This is a genomic window from Spirosoma panaciterrae DSM 21099 (genome assembly GCF_000374025.1).
GTDB classification, from domain to species: Bacteria; Bacteroidota; Bacteroidia; order Cytophagales; family Spirosomataceae; genus Spirosoma; species Spirosoma panaciterrae.
The window spans coordinates 46,004-61,845 of sequence record NZ_KB893179.1 but is presented as its reverse complement, the minus strand read 5'-3'; the positions used below and the strand labels follow the sequence as shown (position 1 = coordinate 61,845).

The window sequence follows — 15,842 nt, the reverse complement described above, 5'->3', positions numbered from 1 at the left end:
AAAAAGAAGAAGGGGCCGAACGAGAATAGCTTATTCCCGTTCGGCCCCTTCTTCTTTTTACACCTTTTTGCTTTTTTAAACAGGCACAGCGTAGTAGTACATCCGCGAGCTGTTGGGGTACATGCCGATCAGCATCAAGCCTTCCCCTTCTTTTACGCTCGCCATAATGGTCTGAAGGTCTTTTGTGGTTTTAACGTTTTTACCGTTCGCTTTCACAATGATAAAGCCTTCTTCTACGTCCGTTTCTGCCAGTTTACCATCGGTGATTTTCTTCACCCGAACACCACCACTGATACCTAATTGCTTAGCATCCTGAGCCGATAAGTCTTCAAACTGAGCGCCTAAAGAACTGAGCGACGTAGCTGATGGGGTAATGTCGGCTTTCTTGATGATATCACGGCCACCGTTACGGTTGCGAAGCTCTACTTTAAAGTCACGCTCGGTACCATCACGGTTAACGGTCACGGTCAGAACATCACCTGGACGACGACGACCAATAATTTCACGCATCTGAGCATCTGAATCCAGGGGCTGACCTTCCATTTTCACAATAACGTCCCCTTTTTTCAGGCCGGCCGCTTCGGCAGCGCCATTGTCTACAACCTGGTCAACATAAATACCACGGCCGACTTTAACGTTCTTATCTTTAGCCACTGTGCTGTTCAGCTCAATGGGTAAGATACCGATATAACCGCGTTGTACGTTGCCATATTTCAGCAGGTCGGCCGATACTTTCTTGACCAGCGAGACCGGAACGGCAAAGCCATATCCACTGTAATAGCCTGTTGCCGAAGCAATGGCCGAGTTGATACCAACCAGTTCGCCACGCAGGTTAACCAGGGCTCCACCCGAATTACCAGGGTTGATGGCGGCATCCGTCTGAATGAACGCTTCTACAGGCGAGTCAGGTTTTGCATCGTTTTTGTTGATATTCTGGTCCAGGATACCAATTCGACGGCCTTTTGCACTCACAATACCTGCCGTTACCGTCGATTCCAGATCAAGGGGATACCCAACAGCCAGTACCCATTCGCCCAGTTTCAGCGCGTCTGAATCGCCCAGCGTAATAGCAGGCAAGTTGTTGGCCTCTACTTTGATAACTGCCAGATCGGTCAGTGGGTCAGTACCAATAACTTTCGCTTTAAAGCTACGCTTATCAGTCATAATCACCTCTACTTCATCGGCATCCTGTACAACGTGGTTGTTCGTAACGATGTAGCCATCTTTGCTGATGATTACGCCCGAACCTGATGCCTGACCTTGCTGACGGCGAGGCTGACGTTGGCCACCACCAAATGCGTCGTCACCAAAGAACTCCCGGAAGATATCAGGAACTTGTTGTTGACGAACAGTGCGGGTCATTGTAGTACGGATATGAACAACCGTAGGGGTTACAGCTTCAGCGGCAGTCGAGAAATCGCCCGGAGCCGCTGTCGGTCCACCCGGTAGCGATGCCAAACGACTGGTAAGTGCTGGGATCGGCGATGATTCGTTAAAGATTACATCCCGGTTGTTGAAACCCAACAGGTGGTAAGCGGCCAGCGTTATCCCACTCGACAGGAGAGCTATTAACGCTATTAATTTCCAGTTGCTTTTCATGATTAATTGGGAAATCGAATTGCTTTCTTTTTGTGTTAGAATATTATTGTTTACTCTACCTGTATAACGGAATGGGGCTTCTGAAAAATCCGGCTAATGTGTGTCCTTAACAAAATTTAACAGGGCTTTGTTAAAGGGCCTTTAAGTTAATGAAAAGCCTGCAAGGATTCCTCACAGGCTTTTCATTAAAGTTAGATTAACCACCGATTTCGATTTGACGGGGTGGCTTCACTTTAGCTTCTTCGCGTTTAGGCATTTCGATTTTCAGGATACCATCGGTATACGTTGCCTGAATTCTATCGGCATCGACGGAGGTGGGTAAGGTAAAGGTCCGCTGAAAAGAGGAGTAGCTGAACTCCCGACGCGTGTATTTTTCAGCAGGCTTCTCCGACTCGTCTGTTTTGGTTTCCTGCGAACCTGAAATGGTTAGGTTATTGTGATTCAGGCTCAGCTTGAAGTTCTCTTTCTTCAAACCCGGCGCTGCCACCTCAATTCGAAAACCATCCGGGTGTTCGGCAACGTTTACGGCCGGTACATACGTAAAGGTAGAGGTACTCGTGTTAAAAAAGTCGTTTACATCGCGGCCAAAAAAGTTTTCGATCAACGACGGAAAGTTGCTGTTCGTGCGCACTAACGTACTCATGACTTTCTTTGGTTTTGTGTTAGACGATAAGTTAACGGATTCAATTACCTTATTTCAAACGACATGCCAATAGAAAAGTCATATCAAATCCGGTCATTTTGACATTTACCTTTTAAGAAAGTAAGACCGTTTTCAGACAAGATGACCCGTGAAATGACAAAATTGCCATAGCGCAAATCGGCTGGCTAAGTAAACAGCGTCGACCTGCCTGATGAGGGAGAGAATAACTTTCAGGAATAAAGCAGGCTTATTTTATGGCCAGTAGCTCAAAGGCCTTCTCGGCAGCCGCCTGTTCGGCTTTTTTCTTGCTGTAGCCACTACCTGTCGAAAAGGGCTCTTCGTCAACAAGCACCTGGGCAATAAATTCACGGAAGTGGCTGTTACCTTTTTCAGACACAATTTCGAAGCGAATCTCTTTGCCTTCCCGTTGGGCCCATTCGATCAGACGGCTTTTGAAGTTGCCATTGTTCTGAACCACCGATTCAATATCGTAATGAGACAGCAGATCTTTCAGAATAAATCGACGCGAGAAACGGAAACCCTTATCCAGATAAATAGCGCCAACTAAAGCCTCAAGGGCATCGCCATACATAGACGTCCGGGCGGGAAGGCTCCGCGTACGGCTTCCGTCATACTCGATCAACTGATCGAGGCCAATTTTACGGGAAATTCCATTCAGCGTCTCACGATTGACGATCCGCGAGCGAATTTCTGTCAGGAACCCTTCATCTTTATAGGGATATTTTTTGAACAGGAATTCGGCAATGACCATGCCCAGCACGGCATCACCCAGGTATTCCAGCCGTTCGTTGGATTCCCGGAAGCCTTCAATAGCTGTTGCCTTCGAAGCAGATGTATGCCGCAACGCCAGTTGGTACAGACCCAGATTAGACGGGCGTGCGCCTATGATATGACCAATGGACCGGCGTAAATCTTTACGCGGATCTTTGTGGCCAGATCGAAACCACGCGAGGGGATTGAATAAACTACGTGGCAAAGCGAGTTGCACGACTCAGCTAAGTTTACGGAAAATGACGATGGCATTGTGGCCTCCAAACCCAAATGCATTGCTCATAACGGTTGTCATCGGACGGGCCTGAGCTACATTGAAGGTTAAATTGAAGCGCGGATCAATTTCATCGTCGTTGGTGAAGTGATTAATTGTCGGAGGAACAAGCTGATGTTCCAATGCTTTAATACAGGCGATCGCTTCAACAGCTCCGGCAGCCCCTAATAAGTGGCCGGTCATGGACTTGGTTGAGCTAATGTTCATCTTGAATGAATGCTCTCCAAATAGCTGATGAATCGCTTTCAACTCCTGTGGGTCGCCAATAGGGGTCGATGTGCCGTGTGTATTGATATAGTCGATCTCTTCCGGAGCAATACCGGCATCATTCAGAGCATCCTGCATGCCCAGGAATGCGCCCAGACCTTCAGGGTGCGGAGCGGTAATATGGTAAGCATCCGACGACATACCACCCCCAATTAACTCCGCATAAATTTTAGCGCCCCGCGCCTGAGCATGTTCATACTCTTCAAGTATGATCGATCCTGCTCCTTCGCCCATCACAAAGCCGTCGCGGTCTTTGTCATAAGGACGCGAAGCCGTTTGAGGGGAGTCATTCCGTTCCGACAAGGCCCGGTTGGCATTGAAACCACCGATCCCCGCTTTCGTAACGGCTGCTTCCGATCCACCAACTACACACATATTGAGCCGACCCAAGCGAATGTAGTTGAAGGCATCAATGATGGCATTATTCGTTGAGGCACAGGCCGAAACGGTTACGTAGTTAGTACCCCGGAAACCATATCGCATCGAAATTTGCCCCGATGCGCTGTCGGCGATCATTCGGACAATGAAGAAAGGATTGATACGGGGAGTTCCGTCGCCTTTGGCGTAGTCGATCATCTCGTCCTCAAAAGACTTAAGGCCACCGATTCCTGAACCCCAGATGACACCGACTTTATTTTTGTCGAGGGTATCGAGATTTAACTCGGCATCCCGAACGGCTTCGTCGGTAGCGATGAGTGCATAATGGGTAAATGCATCCATCTTACGGGCTTCCTGCCGAGGAATGTACTGAGAAACGTCCAGCCCTTTTACTTCGCAGGCAAATTGCGTACGAAACTTGCTGGCGTCAAACTTCGTAATGGGACCGGCCCCGCTTACACCGGCGGCCAAGTTGTTCCAATAAGTGGTTACATCATTGCCAATGGGTGTCAACGCACCGAGGCCGGTCACTACTACTCGCTTGAATGTCATACAGATAGACTGCGTAATGAAAAAGAAAAACAACGCCAAGCTGATTGAAGTTGGCGCTGACTTTCATGTACTAAATTGTTTTCGGCTACGACTTATTTGCCGATGTGTTTTTCGAGATATTCGATAGCTAAGCCAACCGTAGAGATTTTTTCAGCCTCATCGTCTGGGATAGGGAGATTGAACTCTTTTTCAAATTCCATGATCAGTTCAACCGTATCAAGCGAATCGGCACCAAGGTCGTTGGTGAAGCTTGCTTCGGGCGTAACTTCTGATTCTTCAACACCTAGTTTCTCAACAATGATATTCTTAACTTTTTGTGCAATGTCCGACATTTTCGTAGTCTGTTCTAGTTAAAAAACTGCGCAAAGAAACGTATTTACCTTGGTATTATCAAACAATTTTTTAGGATGTAAATCGTTTCGTATAGCGGCTCTAGTTGGTTTATACTTTTGGAAAACAGATGGTTAGTGGTAAAAAAATGGTAAATGAATCGTCTGTCATAAAAAGCCTGAAAGCCACAAAATCGATCGAACTTTAGCGTATAACTACCGATTTGCAGACGTAAGTAGGAATAATACCTGTACTTCTGATCTGTACTTCAACATCCTGCGGCTGCGTGTTTCCAGTCAAGACCAGGGCTGTATCGAGGCCAAATTTATTTCCCCCCAGAATATCCGTTTTTAAGGTGTCGCCCACCATCAGAATATCGCGTTTACTAATAGGCGTTGCCGTATCAAGCCGCTCATAAGCGAACATGAACAGTTGGGCGTCGGGCTTCCCGAATCGAATAAACTGTTTCCCCACAATCCCTTCAATCATTTTGGCTACTGCCCCAATGGCGATAGAGATCCGATTTTTCGAAACCGGATATGTCGCATCGGTATTGGCTACAATAACCGGGATGTTTCGCTTTCGGAGTAGGTTGACGGTTTTGGTCAGGTCGGTGTTCCAGTCAAATCCTTCATCATCGAGCAGGACGAGGGCATTTATATCGTCGATGTCTTTCAGGTCGACCTGGCTGATAGGTAGCGTTGTCAGGCCTGTTGTTTGCAGATAATGCGCCGACTTTTCGGTGCCAAGGTAAGCTACAGTGCCATTATGCACTTTCAGGTCGAGGTATTCGCGGGCAAGCATTCCTGATGAAATAATGCGTTCGGGCGTAATGGCGTAGAACCCCTGCCGATAATAGGATTCGGCTAGTTCGTGCGGCCCTCGTGACGCATCGTTGGTCAGTACATAAAAATCTTTTCCGTTTTCCCGAAGCCAGTCGAAGGTTTTTTCAATGCCGGGTAAAATCCCCTCTGAGTTTTTCAAAACGCCGAACGCATCGAAGAAAATAACTTTGTAATCGGCCGCTACGCTCTTGAAATCAGTAAGTTGCATAAAGGAATAAAATAGTAGTATGGCTCAAAGCCACCCATATATTATTCGTAAAAATACAATATGAGCCGAATTTTCAATCTGTTTCTTTTTTCAAGGCTCTGATGTCGGCGATAAGTTGCTGCATGTCAAGTTCGAGCGTACCATTATAGATACCTCGAATACGCTTTTGGCTGTCGACCAATAAGAAGTGTTCAGTATGCAAAAAATTTGTGCTGTCTTTACTAAAACCCAGTTCTTCTTCGGCAAAGTAGGATTGCCGGGCAAGTTGATAAATTTCCGATTTTTTGCCGGTCAAGAGGTGCCAGTTCTTCGAATGGATGCCATTGGTCTGAGAGTAGGTTTTCAACCGGGCTACGCTATCAATCCAGGGCGTAACGCTATACGAAAGTAAAATTACATGGTCGTCGTTCGGAAAGGCTTTCTCGATCAACTGCATGTGTCTGGTCATTTTAGGGCATATGGTTCCGCAGGAGGTAAAGAAAAAGTCAGCTACATGGATTTTTCCTTCAATGCTTTTCTGGGTAACAGTGGCTCCGTTTTGATCGGTAAACGAAAAATTACCGATGGTATGGGGTATTTTTTGGAATACATCCTGCCGGGAGTCCAGGAAAATTGGGCTGAAGTCGGGGGTATTGTAGTAAGGAAGTCGGGTTTCGGCAGGCTGTTGGGTACAGCTGAGGCAGCCTACGAGAAAGTACCAGAAACTACTGCTTAAAAAGACGATCTGTCGCATTGACGCAATTTTTTGTGCCGAGCAAACCATATCGCCTGCCAGCCCTGATGATATAATTGGCCTTTACCTTTCCGTTGTCGTAAAACTGTTTTTGGGGGCCATCCTCGTAACCCATTTTATAGGTCATTTCTTTGAGTAATTGCCCCGTAGGGCCCCATTCCCGACAAACGCCGTTGTATTCGCCATCGTCAAAATGATAAGCCAGCTTCAGGGTTCCATCTGGCCACCAGGCCGTAAAGTCCCCTACTTTTTTGCCATCGCTGAAGAAGCGCTTTTCTGCCAGTTTCCCATGCTCGTAGAATCGTTTCCATTCGCCCTGTTCCTTCCCGTTGCGAAAGCCGACAATCTCCACCGTATCTTTTTTTGTTTCTGACAGCGTGTAGATCATGCCCGTAAAGGGCCGATCATGCTCAACGGCCAGGCCATTCTGCCAGTGTACATGAACCGTGGCCGCTTCAAAAGCTGGCAACTTGTCGGACGCTACAGGACCCGAACAAGATGCCAGCATGATGAAGGCTAACCCCATCCCCTTATTTAGAAGCCGTTCCGGGCGTACCATAATAGCCACTGCCATTGATGTAAGGATCGCTTGACGTAATATGATAGTGGTAAATGCCATTCGGGTAATCGGCCGTGGCGTGTGTATGGCCATGATAGGCATCTAACGACGAAGCCGCTACCGTCGCTCCATTTTCTTCGGGTCCATAAACCGGAAAGCCATCCAGCAAAAAGCCCAGAAGCGACGATTTCGTACCTTTTACGGTGGTTAAATACAAAGGCTCCACATGGTAGTGGTATTCGCTGCTGGGCGAAGGATGCCCCCACCATTGATCGAACGAGACCACCTCGTTGGTAAGTGGCTGGTTAGGACCAGCATATTGATTGAAAAAGGCCACCCCATTCAGCGAAACACCAATAGGCCCCAGGTTCGTAGCCGAATGTGAAGAGGCCACTTTAGGATTCAGTGGAATTTTAAACGTATAGTTCTGAACGGCAATCGAGTTCGGATTTTTAGAAAACTTGTTGCCACCGAACGTGGTTCCGGTGAAGTTTTCATACAGACTGTTTGAGGTAGCGTAATAAATACTCTTGTGATCGGGCGCCCCGGAGGTTTTTATGTAAACATAGGTGCCATCGGTTGTAATGCTGGTAGCTCCGTAAATCTTTTTGAACACATCGGGTACGCCCGTACCTACCGAAGTTGTTGTGCTGCCGGTAGCTGTGGTAGTGCTGCTGGTGCCTGATGTTGAACCCGTAGTGTTCGGATTGACCGAATCGTCGTTCTTGTTACAGCCAATAAATGTCAATAGACCAAAAGCCAGGGTCAGGACAGTAAATACGTGAGATCGCTTCATAGCAAGTGTTATTTAATTACCGGCTTAGACGTCACGTTTTTGGGATTCCTACGGGCGGGGTGGAAAATTTTCGGGTGGCCCGTCGGGGTGTTCGCCTGGAGGCTCATGACCGGGTCCTCTGGGCGGGCGTTGTTGTCGACCAAAGAGCCGGGCAAGTTCGTCGACCAACTGGATAAAGTCTGCTTGCTGATCGGGTCGGCACAGGGTTTTGATTTGCCGAAAATGAGCAAAGTTCACTTCAGCCATCTGCCGTTGGTTATCCGCAATTTGCTGGGCCAGCGCTTGCTGCTTTGCCGAGTCGGGCTGCGATGTGGTCAAGAGATCATAATACGCCTGGAATAATTGAACCGACTTATCGTTCAACTGCCGGGTTTGCTGCTGATGCTGCCTGACCAATTCCCGGTACTGCTGCTGCTGCGCTTCGTCGAAATGCAGCCGTTCAACAATAATGCGCGCGGGTTCTTCCCGGCCAGCTCCTGGCCCCCGACTTGCTTCTGACCCAATGAACTGGCCCGATTTGAGGGTGATAAAGCCTATGGTCAGTAAATTGAGTAGAAGTAGGCCAATAACAGAGAAGGTTAGTAGTTTTGTCCGCTCCATAAATCGTAAGGTTGATTGGTAGACGGATACAATTGCATGCCCGACACAACCGTTGTCAAATCGGATGCATTGGTTGCTTTTGGCGTCGTATTCCACTCTATAATTCGCCAGTTAAGCAACAGCAGTAAGGCGAAAGAAGCTAGTGTGAGCCACACCGTTCGATTGGGTATGTATACCGGGCTGTTTTTATCCGCTAGTCGATGTTGAATTTTAGCGTACAAAAACGGACTGGGTTCGGCCCGTTGCATACCCTCCAGGCTATTCAGTACACGGTTGATCCATTTTTCTTTTTCTGGTTCCATACTAAGACAGACGACAAATCGTTTCGACTCCTACGGCTATCAGGTAAAAATAGTAGAGTTGTAGAGTAAGTTTTAGAAAACCGGCTCGAAATCCACTATGCTAGTTCGCCAAATACCATGTTGCCAGTTGCTTTCGAAGGTTCTCGTTGGCTCGCTGGAGCAAGGACTCAACGGCCCCAACGGTTATGCTCATAACGCTGGCTGCTTCAATATTCGTTAATCCTTCAAGGCGGGTCAGGATATAGGCCGTTTTTTGCTTGTCGGCTAATTGGTCGATTGCCTGGAAAAGCCGGGCCGCATTTTCCTGATTTTCCAGAGCGATGCCCGGATGAAAAAAGTCGGTAGGGTGATGGAGGACTTCGCCAGTAGTACTGTCAAACAAACTGGTTAGAAAAGCAAACCGCTTCTGCCGCTTTTTGCGCTTCTGAAAATCGAGCGCTTTATTGATCGTGATCCGATAAAGCCAGGTTGTAACCGCTGCTTCTCCCTTGAACTGGCTTGCCGAGCGAAACACATCCACAAACACATCCTGCGTTATTTCTTCGGCGTCCTCACGGGTGCGTACATAGCTAAGCGCCGTATTGAATACGCGGCTTTTGGTGAGTTCGTATAATTGTCGGAAAGCTGTTTCATCCCCTTGCCGGATCGATTCAATCAGTGCTGAAAGGTCTGGCAGAGCAGGCATTGCGCGTTAGAGGGCGATGGTCATTTAGTTGACATTGATGATCATTTGGTTGTCATTTGTTGTGATTCAATAAACGACCATCAATGACAGCTAAATGACTTTATATTCCCAGCGCTTTCAGAATTTTTTCCGCATCGAAGGTTTCGATGGAGGGGAAATAAGTCTGGTATGCCTCACGCTGTAGTTTGGTAGCATACGTTCGATGGAAGAAGTAGCGACCGTATTTTATGACGTAGTTGAGTATAAAGAACCGATAGGCTTCGGGTAGGAAACGAATTTCGTTCTCCGTTAGCGGATACACGGCATGGTACTCCTTCAAAAATAGCAGAAACCGCTCTTCCATCAACGGACCTATGACGTAACTAAATACGGTTCGGTCACCAACATTGGAGACAACCCGGCTGAAAAAGTAAAAATCCATAACCCGGTAACTTACTCTGAACCAGTCGTAATCCCAGCGGGAATATAACTCAAAGTTGGGAGTTACTGAAAAATTACCAATATTCCAGTCCACGAATACGGGCATAGTCTCGACAATGCCCGCGACGAGTTTCTGGCGATTTTCCAGAAAAAGATTCCCCTGCCGTTTTAGCTCCTCTACGTGCATCCGGTGCTCAAACTGACCGGCTTCAGTATCCAACAAATCCAGTAAATCCCAAATATCGGAGCGAAGTGTTTTGCCAGATTTCGGCAAGACAGGACTGACTCGGGAACAGGCTTTATGAAATTTGGCAATTTGGCGGCCCAGCATCTGAATTTGATGATCTTCGAGTCGTCGGGGTAATTTTTGCTGAATACGGATGGGATTATAAAATACGACCCAGGCATCGATATAACCGTTTTTGTAGCGGTAGGTGTACACCTGGCCGTCGCGCACCAGCGATTTGGCCAGTACATTTTCGAACGGAAACAGCAAGTTGTTCGCCAGGGCATGAATGATTCGATGGTCTTCCAGAAAATGTTCGTACTTTCCGAAATAAGACAATTTGGCAATGATATGCCCGCCATCTTCAAACCGGACCCGAAAAACGTGGTTGGTCGAAACCCGGGCGCTGATGTCCTCGATGGTATGAATCGATACGGACGGGTCGAAGTCAGCCCAGGCTTTTTTTATAATCGAATGATAATCTACAAGACGCATTGGTAATGGTAGTAGAGACGACATACTTGGCGTCGCCTATGCGTCAGCCTGAGCCGACTGGTCATTAAGCCATCCGGTCAGGAGACACAAAGTGTTGTGCCTCTACAGGTTAAATAATTTCAAAATACCGCTTCAACTCCCAATCGCTGACCTGGCGGAGATACTGTCGCCATTCCCAGTTTCGGGTGCGTGTAAAGTGGTCAACAAATTCAGCTCCAAACAGTTCAGCCGCAACGGATGAGCGGGCCATGGCCTGAGTCGCTTCGTCCAGATTTGTCGGCAGGATTCCATTTCGTTTATCCGCATAGCCATTCCCTTCCGACGCGGGGATGTCGAGGGTTAACTTATGACGAATGCCGTACAAACCGGAAGCCAGCGAAGCCGCAATCGCCAGATACGGGTTCGTATCCGACCCCGACACCCGATGTTCTACGCGTGTATAGGCTTCCTTGTGGTTCAATACCCGAAGCGCCGTAGTGCGATTATCTACCGACCAGGTTATTGTGGTCGGAGCCCAGGCTCCCTCCACCAGCCGTTTGTAGCTATTGATGGTCGGTGCAAACATAGGAGTGATGTGAGGCAAACAATACAATTGACCTGCCATGAACTGCTGCATCAATTCGCTCATCTGGTTCGGCTGGCTGGCATCGAAAAATAAATTCCGGCTTTGGTCCAGACTCCAGAGGCTTTGGTGAATATGCCCGCTACAGCCTGGCAAGTCGGCATTCCACTTCGCCATAAACGTGGCTACAATGCCGTGGCGATACGCAATTTCTTTAACCGCCGTTTTAAACAAAACGGCTTTATCGGCCGCACGAACGACCTCGTCGTGCATAATCGCAGCCTCGTAAACACCCGGACCTGTTTCGGTGTGAAGTCCTTCGAGCGGAATGTCGAAACGGGCTAACAAATCGAACAGGTCATGATAAAAAGCACTTTCGAGCGAGGGGCGTAGAATAGAGTAGCCAAACATGCCCGGAGTAAGAGGTTCCAGGTTCAAAAAAGACTTTTCCTGTAGGCTGCGGGGTGTTTCGCGGAAATTGAACCATTCGAACTCCTGCGCAAATCGGGCATGATACCCCATCTGCTGGCATTGGTCAGCGATTCGTTTTAGCAGACTACGCGGGCAGGAAGCTAAAGCATAAGTGTTGGCCTTCTGATCGACTTTTGGGCTGAAATCGGCCAGAAAGAACGGAATGTCATCCTGCCAGGGCAATTGCCGGAACGTCGATACATCGATCCGAACGGGAGCATCCGGATAGCCCGAATGCCAGCCTGTGGTTTGCCCGTTGTCGTACGGTGTATCCGACGAATCCCACCCCCAGACTACATCGCAAAAGCCGAATCCATCCTCCAGACCGTCCAGGAATTTTTGTCGATGAATAATTTTACCCCGGAGCACACCGTCTATGTCGGTAAATGCATACTTGATTTTAGGGCTTTCACTTTGCTTGATGAAGTCAATGATGGCTTGCTGGTTCATGATGAAGAGAAATTCGACAGCAGAATATTTACGATTGTTTGTCGTCGTTGTCTGCCCACAGGATTAACTTCTGATATGCAACAATAATTTGTTGAAACAGAGGGTGTTTTGCCTGTAGGATCAGGGATGTGTAAACAGGATGGCCGTTATCGTCAAATTCTAAATCTATTTTCATCAAAGGTGAACCCTTACTCTCAAAATAGCTATACCAGGAGTTGAATTTGCGAAAACGAACAGCTTGTCGACCATCGGAGGAGTCGCAGATGTAAACGACAACAGCACCTTCACGTTTGAAAAAATCGCGAAAGATTGCGGCAATAGTTGGTGGTAAAAGAGGGTCAGGCGGAGGGTTAATCTGGACTATATTTTCTTCGATACGAATAATAAACTCATAGACGTCATTATTAAAAGCTGGGTTATCTGGGAATAGATAACCTGATGGTTTAAACATCACTTCATAAAGTATGCCTAACCCATTTGCAAAATAGTACGAATTTGTGGGGCCACCGCCAAACGTAAAGTCATGTTTTAATGACTGTTGTTCCTCGTTCTGCATTGCGTTTTTTTAATTCAGCGATCGCAGCTTTCTGGCTTTCTGTCAACTCGCGAGGTTTGCTTTCTGCCAACTTTCGTTGTTCCAGAATCCACCGGAACAAAGCGGCTCCACCTTTCGGCCGGTTGGTTGGATCATGTGCTAATTCCATATGGCTTATTTAGTTGTTCAAAGGTACTTGTTTAAGCTCAAAACAATAATAAGCCGGGCCGGCGTTCAATCTCAAGAAATAGACAGTCGTAAACCAGACTAAACCAGTAGGGTGAAAGTACGCAAATGTCGTTTATTCCGTTTTTACATTGTCCAGATTAAAATGTAGTCCGGTGTTTTCACGACGAGCCATCGCCATTTTAATGACGAGATAAGCCACCTCGATCATGTTCCGAAGCTCACAGATTGGAACCGATACTTTTGACTGGCGATACAGGGCTTCATGTTCCAGATAAATCAGTTCCAGGCGGTCCATAGCCCGCTTCAAACGGCGGTTGGAGCGTACAATACCCACATAGTTCGACATGATGGATTCCAGTTCCTTTTTCATCTCGGTCACCAGAACCAGTTCTTCGGGATGGGTAGTCCCCGCGTCATTCCATTCTGGGATATTGCTGGGTAAGGCAGCCTGACTAAGCATCTCGACCGTTTTTTCGTACGCGCGGTGCCCAAAAACAACCGCTTCCAACAATGAGTTAGAGGCCAGTCGATTGGCGCCATGGAGTCCCGTGCAGGAACATTCACCGACTGCGTACAGAAATTGAATGTTGGTTTGCCCCCATTCATTGACACGAATTCCACCACACAGGTAATGCTGAGCCGGAACAACGGGGAAGTAATCTTTTCGTAAATCGAGCCCCAGTCGATCACGGCAATAGGCCGTAATGGTCGGAAAATGCTCGATAAATTTTTCGTAGTCGCAGTGCGTCACATCCAGGTACACGTGAGAGTCCCCCGCCTTTTTCATTTCGGAGTCAATGGCCCGGGCCACAATATCGCGTGGAGCCAACGACAGGCGGGGATCATAATTCTCCATGAACGTTTCGCCCTTTTTATTCCGAAGTATGCCACCAAAACCGCGTACGGCTTCCGAAATCAGGAAGTTGGGTTTTTTGCCCGGTTCATAGAGCGCTGTGGGATGGAATTGAATGAATTCCATGTCTTTGCAAATACCCTTGGCCCGGTAGGCCATCGCAATGCCGTCGCCTGTGGCAATGCTGGGGTTCGTAGTGCTCTGGTAAATGTTTCCGATGCCACCAGTAGCTAAAAGCGTAGTTTTTGCCAGAAACCGTTCCACTTTTCCCGTTTGAGTATTCAGTACATACGCACCAAAGCATTTGTTGTCGGTATCGTAGCGATGAACGGTTTCGCCCAGTTGGTGGCGGGTGATGAGTTCGACCGCGTAGAAATGCGTAAAGATCTCAATCGATTTCAGCGACGCTGCTTTTTCGAGCAGAGCCCGCTCAATTTCGGCTCCGGTGATGTCTTTGAAGTGAAGAATCCGATAATCGGAGTGACCACCTTCTTTGGCAAGATCATAGTCGCTGCCGCCATGCTCTTTGTCGAAGCGGGTTCCGTAGTCGATCAATTCCTGAATACGGCCGGGTGCTTCGCGCACTACAATCTCGACAATATGGCGGTCGCTCAGGAAGTCGCCCGCTATCATCGTGTCTTCGATGTGTTTTTCGAACGAGTCATCTTCCGACCACACGGCCGCAATGCCCCCCTGAGCGTACTTCGTGTTGGTTTCTTCGGCCTGTACTTTCGTGATTACGCCAATGCGAACGGGCAGTTGTACCTTTTCAAAATGCATGGCCAGTTTCGTGGCATAGCTTAGTCCTGCAATACCAGAACCGATAACCAGAAAATCAAATTGGTGGGGCATTGTTAGAGCGACTTGGCTTTTATAATCAGCTTTTTAACGAAAATGGCTTTAAAGGCTTTTTTCAAAATAATATGTATGAGATTACTTACTCAATTCCAGCATCCGGGCTACAGACTCATACGCTTTCAGACGCACCTCTTCAGGTACGATGATTTCCGGCTGTTCGTAGAGCATGCAATTGTACACTTTTTCGAGCGTATTCATCTTCATATACGGGCATTCGGAGCAGGCGCAGGTATTGTTCTGACTGGCCGGAGCCGGAATGATTTTCTTATGCGGAACGGCCTGTTTCATCTTATGCAGAATACCCGCTTCCGTACCGACGATGAAGGTTTGTTCGGGGCTATCGACTACGTATTTCAACAGGGCTGTCGTAGAACCCACATAATCAGCCTCGCTCAAAATATGCTCCTGGCATTCGGGGTGAGCAATGAATTTGGCGTCGGGATACTCAGTTCGTAGCTTATGGAGCTTTTCGAGCGAAATATCGATATGAACAATGCAGGCACCGTCCCAGAGCACCATATCACGCCCGGTCTTTTTCGAGATGTAGCGGCCCAGATTGGCATCGGGTGCAAAAATGATCTTCTGATCTTTCGGTAGGCTCTCGACAATTTTTAGTGCGTTCGAAGACGTAACGATGATGTCGGATAGCGCTTTGATGTCGGCCGAGCAGTTGATGTACGACAGAACAATGTGGTCGGGGTATTGCGCCTTAAATGCTGCAAACTTATCGGCCGGTGCCGAATCAGCGAGGGAGCAACCGGCATTGAGGTCGGGAATGACGACTTTCTTTTGAGGAGAAAGAATTTTGGCGGTTTCGCCCATAAAATGGACTCCGCAAAACACAATCATGTCGGCGGGTGTGGCGGCTGCCTGCTGGCTCAGGCCCAGGCTATCGCCAATGTAATCGGCTAAATCCTGAATAGCGCCATCAACGTAGTAGTGGGCAAGAATAACGGCGTTTTTTTCTTTTTTTAACCGATTGATTTCGGCTACTAAATCTATATCTTCTGCAACGGGCTTATTGACGTACCCGACTCGTTGAACTTCTTCCAAAAGTGCTTCCATAGGTAGTGTATGCTCTTTTTTAATCTAAACAATGGTTGGCATGAAAATGTCACTGCCTGAATCCGCTATACTGTCGAATTTACGGCCACGGCGGACTGGCCGACGAATTTCAGGAAATCGTTTGGGCTTTCAAACAATCATCCTGAATTGATTAG

General features: G+C 47.8%; 18 protein-coding genes. All 18 read right to left on the bottom strand.

The window, feature by feature from the left end:
- Window positions 1-75: 75 nt before the first annotated feature.
- The gene (locus B153_RS0110560; RefSeq protein ID WP_020596672.1) at window positions 76-1,599 is read right to left on the bottom strand and encodes a Do family serine endopeptidase; all 1,524 of its coding nucleotides are present in this window, start codon (window positions 1,597-1,599) and stop codon (window positions 76-78) included.
- A gap of 196 nt (window positions 1,600-1,795) precedes the next feature.
- The gene (locus tag B153_RS0110555; protein ID WP_020596671.1) at window positions 1,796-2,242 is read right to left on the bottom strand and encodes an Hsp20/alpha crystallin family protein; all 447 of its coding nucleotides are present in this window, start codon (window positions 2,240-2,242) and stop codon (window positions 1,796-1,798) included.
- A 247-nt stretch (window positions 2,243-2,489) separates the two neighbouring features.
- Complete coding sequence (gene rnc / locus B153_RS0110550; protein WP_026262055.1) at window positions 2,490-3,251, bottom strand: ribonuclease III; 762 nt, start codon at window positions 3,249-3,251, stop codon at window positions 2,490-2,492.
- Window positions 3,252-3,254: 3 nt separating this feature from the next.
- Window positions 3,255-4,505 carry a beta-ketoacyl-ACP synthase II gene (gene fabF, locus B153_RS0110545; protein ID WP_026262054.1) on the bottom strand — a complete coding sequence of 417 codons (1,251 nt, stop codon included), beginning with the start codon at window positions 4,503-4,505 and terminating at the stop codon, window positions 3,255-3,257.
- A gap of 92 nt (window positions 4,506-4,597) precedes the next feature.
- Window positions 4,598-4,837, bottom strand: coding sequence for an acyl carrier protein (locus tag B153_RS0110540; protein WP_018617787.1), 240 nt, complete (start codon window positions 4,835-4,837; stop codon window positions 4,598-4,600).
- A gap of 202 nt (window positions 4,838-5,039) precedes the next feature.
- The gene (locus B153_RS0110530; protein ID WP_020596667.1) at window positions 5,040-5,888 is read right to left on the bottom strand and encodes a TIGR01459 family HAD-type hydrolase; all 849 of its coding nucleotides are present in this window, start codon (window positions 5,886-5,888) and stop codon (window positions 5,040-5,042) included.
- Between the two features lie 73 nt (window positions 5,889-5,961).
- Window positions 5,962-6,621 carry an SCO family protein gene (locus tag B153_RS0110525; RefSeq protein WP_020596666.1) on the bottom strand — a complete coding sequence of 220 codons (660 nt, stop codon included), beginning with the start codon at window positions 6,619-6,621 and terminating at the stop codon, window positions 5,962-5,964.
- Window positions 6,593-7,195, bottom strand: a complete 603-nt coding sequence (locus B153_RS0110520) for a toxin-antitoxin system YwqK family antitoxin (RefSeq protein ID WP_211221666.1) — start codon at window positions 7,193-7,195, stop codon at window positions 6,593-6,595. The genes B153_RS0110525 and B153_RS0110520 overlap by 29 nt, the downstream gene beginning before the upstream one ends.
- Complete coding sequence (locus tag B153_RS0110515; RefSeq protein WP_020596664.1) at window positions 7,152-7,976, bottom strand: YHYH protein; 825 nt, start codon at window positions 7,974-7,976, stop codon at window positions 7,152-7,154. The genes B153_RS0110520 and B153_RS0110515 overlap by 44 nt, the downstream gene beginning before the upstream one ends.
- Before the next feature lie 48 nt (window positions 7,977-8,024).
- Complete coding sequence (locus B153_RS0110510; protein WP_020596663.1) at window positions 8,025-8,576, bottom strand: Spy/CpxP family protein refolding chaperone; 552 nt, start codon at window positions 8,574-8,576, stop codon at window positions 8,025-8,027.
- A complete protein-coding gene (locus B153_RS0110505) occupies window positions 8,555-8,878 on the bottom strand; it encodes a hypothetical protein (RefSeq protein ID WP_020596662.1) in 324 nt (107 codons plus the stop codon). Before B153_RS0110505 ends, B153_RS0110510 begins: the two co-directional genes overlap by 22 nt.
- Before the next feature lie 100 nt (window positions 8,879-8,978).
- Window positions 8,979-9,563, bottom strand: coding sequence for an RNA polymerase sigma factor (locus B153_RS0110500; protein WP_020596661.1), 585 nt, complete (start codon window positions 9,561-9,563; stop codon window positions 8,979-8,981).
- Window positions 9,564-9,663: 100 nt separating this feature from the next.
- Window positions 9,664-10,704, bottom strand: coding sequence for an aminoglycoside phosphotransferase/kinase family protein (locus B153_RS0110495; RefSeq protein WP_020596660.1), 1,041 nt, complete (start codon window positions 10,702-10,704; stop codon window positions 9,664-9,666).
- 109 nt (window positions 10,705-10,813) lie between these two features.
- Window positions 10,814-12,187, bottom strand: a complete 1,374-nt coding sequence (locus B153_RS0110490) for a glutamine synthetase family protein (protein WP_020596659.1) — start codon at window positions 12,185-12,187, stop codon at window positions 10,814-10,816.
- Between the two features lie 28 nt (window positions 12,188-12,215).
- Window positions 12,216-12,743, bottom strand: a complete 528-nt coding sequence (locus tag B153_RS0110485) for a DUF6169 family protein (RefSeq protein WP_020596658.1) — start codon at window positions 12,741-12,743, stop codon at window positions 12,216-12,218.
- On the bottom strand, window positions 12,709-12,891 hold the full coding sequence (locus B153_RS0110480; protein ID WP_020596657.1) for a hypothetical protein: 183 nt from the start codon (window positions 12,889-12,891) through the stop codon (window positions 12,709-12,711). Before B153_RS0110480 ends, B153_RS0110485 begins: the two co-directional genes overlap by 35 nt.
- A 132-nt stretch (window positions 12,892-13,023) precedes the next feature.
- Entirely contained in the window at window positions 13,024-14,616 is a 1,593-nt protein-coding gene (gene nadB, locus B153_RS0110475) for an L-aspartate oxidase (RefSeq protein WP_020596656.1), read from the bottom strand.
- Window positions 14,617-14,697: 81 nt separating this feature from the next.
- Window positions 14,698-15,687, bottom strand: coding sequence for a quinolinate synthase NadA (gene nadA, locus B153_RS0110470; protein ID WP_020596655.1), 990 nt, complete (start codon window positions 15,685-15,687; stop codon window positions 14,698-14,700).
- Between the last annotated feature and the right edge of the window lie 155 nt (window positions 15,688-15,842).

Bases quoted from the DNA above. Each gene is read 5' to 3' on its own strand.
- B153_RS0110525 (WP_020596666.1), bottom strand. From the start codon at position 6,621: ATGCGACAGATCGTCTTTTTAAGCAGTAGTTTCTGGTACTTTCTCGTA.
- fabF (WP_026262054.1), bottom strand. From the start codon at position 4,505: ATGACATTCAAGCGAGTAGTAGTGACCGGCCTCGGTGCGTTGACACCC.
- B153_RS0110495 (WP_020596660.1), bottom strand. From the start codon at position 10,704: ATGCGTCTTGTAGATTATCATTCGATTATAAAAAAAGCCTGGGCTGAC.
- B153_RS0110515 (WP_020596664.1), bottom strand. From the start codon at position 7,976: ATGAAGCGATCTCACGTATTTACTGTCCTGACCCTGGCTTTTGGTCTA.
- B153_RS0110560 (WP_020596672.1), bottom strand. From the start codon at position 1,599: ATGAAAAGCAACTGGAAATTAATAGCGTTAATAGCTCTCCTGTCGAGT.
- B153_RS0110480 (WP_020596657.1), bottom strand. From the start codon at position 12,891: ATGGAATTAGCACATGATCCAACCAACCGGCCGAAAGGTGGAGCCGCT.
- B153_RS0110555 (WP_020596671.1), bottom strand. From the start codon at position 2,242: ATGAGTACGTTAGTGCGCACGAACAGCAACTTTCCGTCGTTGATCGAA.
- B153_RS0110510 (WP_020596663.1), bottom strand. From the start codon at position 8,576: ATGGAGCGGACAAAACTACTAACCTTCTCTGTTATTGGCCTACTTCTA.
- B153_RS0110500 (WP_020596661.1), bottom strand. From the start codon at position 9,563: ATGCCTGCTCTGCCAGACCTTTCAGCACTGATTGAATCGATCCGGCAA.
- B153_RS0110490 (WP_020596659.1), bottom strand. From the start codon at position 12,187: ATGAACCAGCAAGCCATCATTGACTTCATCAAGCAAAGTGAAAGCCCT.
- B153_RS0110485 (WP_020596658.1), bottom strand. From the start codon at position 12,743: ATGCAGAACGAGGAACAACAGTCATTAAAACATGACTTTACGTTTGGC.
- B153_RS0110530 (WP_020596667.1), bottom strand. From the start codon at position 5,888: ATGCAACTTACTGATTTCAAGAGCGTAGCGGCCGATTACAAAGTTATT.
- B153_RS0110505 (WP_020596662.1), bottom strand. From the start codon at position 8,878: ATGGAACCAGAAAAAGAAAAATGGATCAACCGTGTACTGAATAGCCTG.
- nadA (WP_020596655.1), bottom strand. From the start codon at position 15,687: ATGGAAGCACTTTTGGAAGAAGTTCAACGAGTCGGGTACGTCAATAAG.
- B153_RS0110540 (WP_018617787.1), bottom strand. From the start codon at position 4,837: ATGTCGGACATTGCACAAAAAGTTAAGAATATCATTGTTGAGAAACTA.
- nadB (WP_020596656.1), bottom strand. From the start codon at position 14,616: ATGCCCCACCAATTTGATTTTCTGGTTATCGGTTCTGGTATTGCAGGA.
- B153_RS0110520 (WP_211221666.1), bottom strand. From the start codon at position 7,195: ATGGCAGTGGCTATTATGGTACGCCCGGAACGGCTTCTAAATAAGGGG.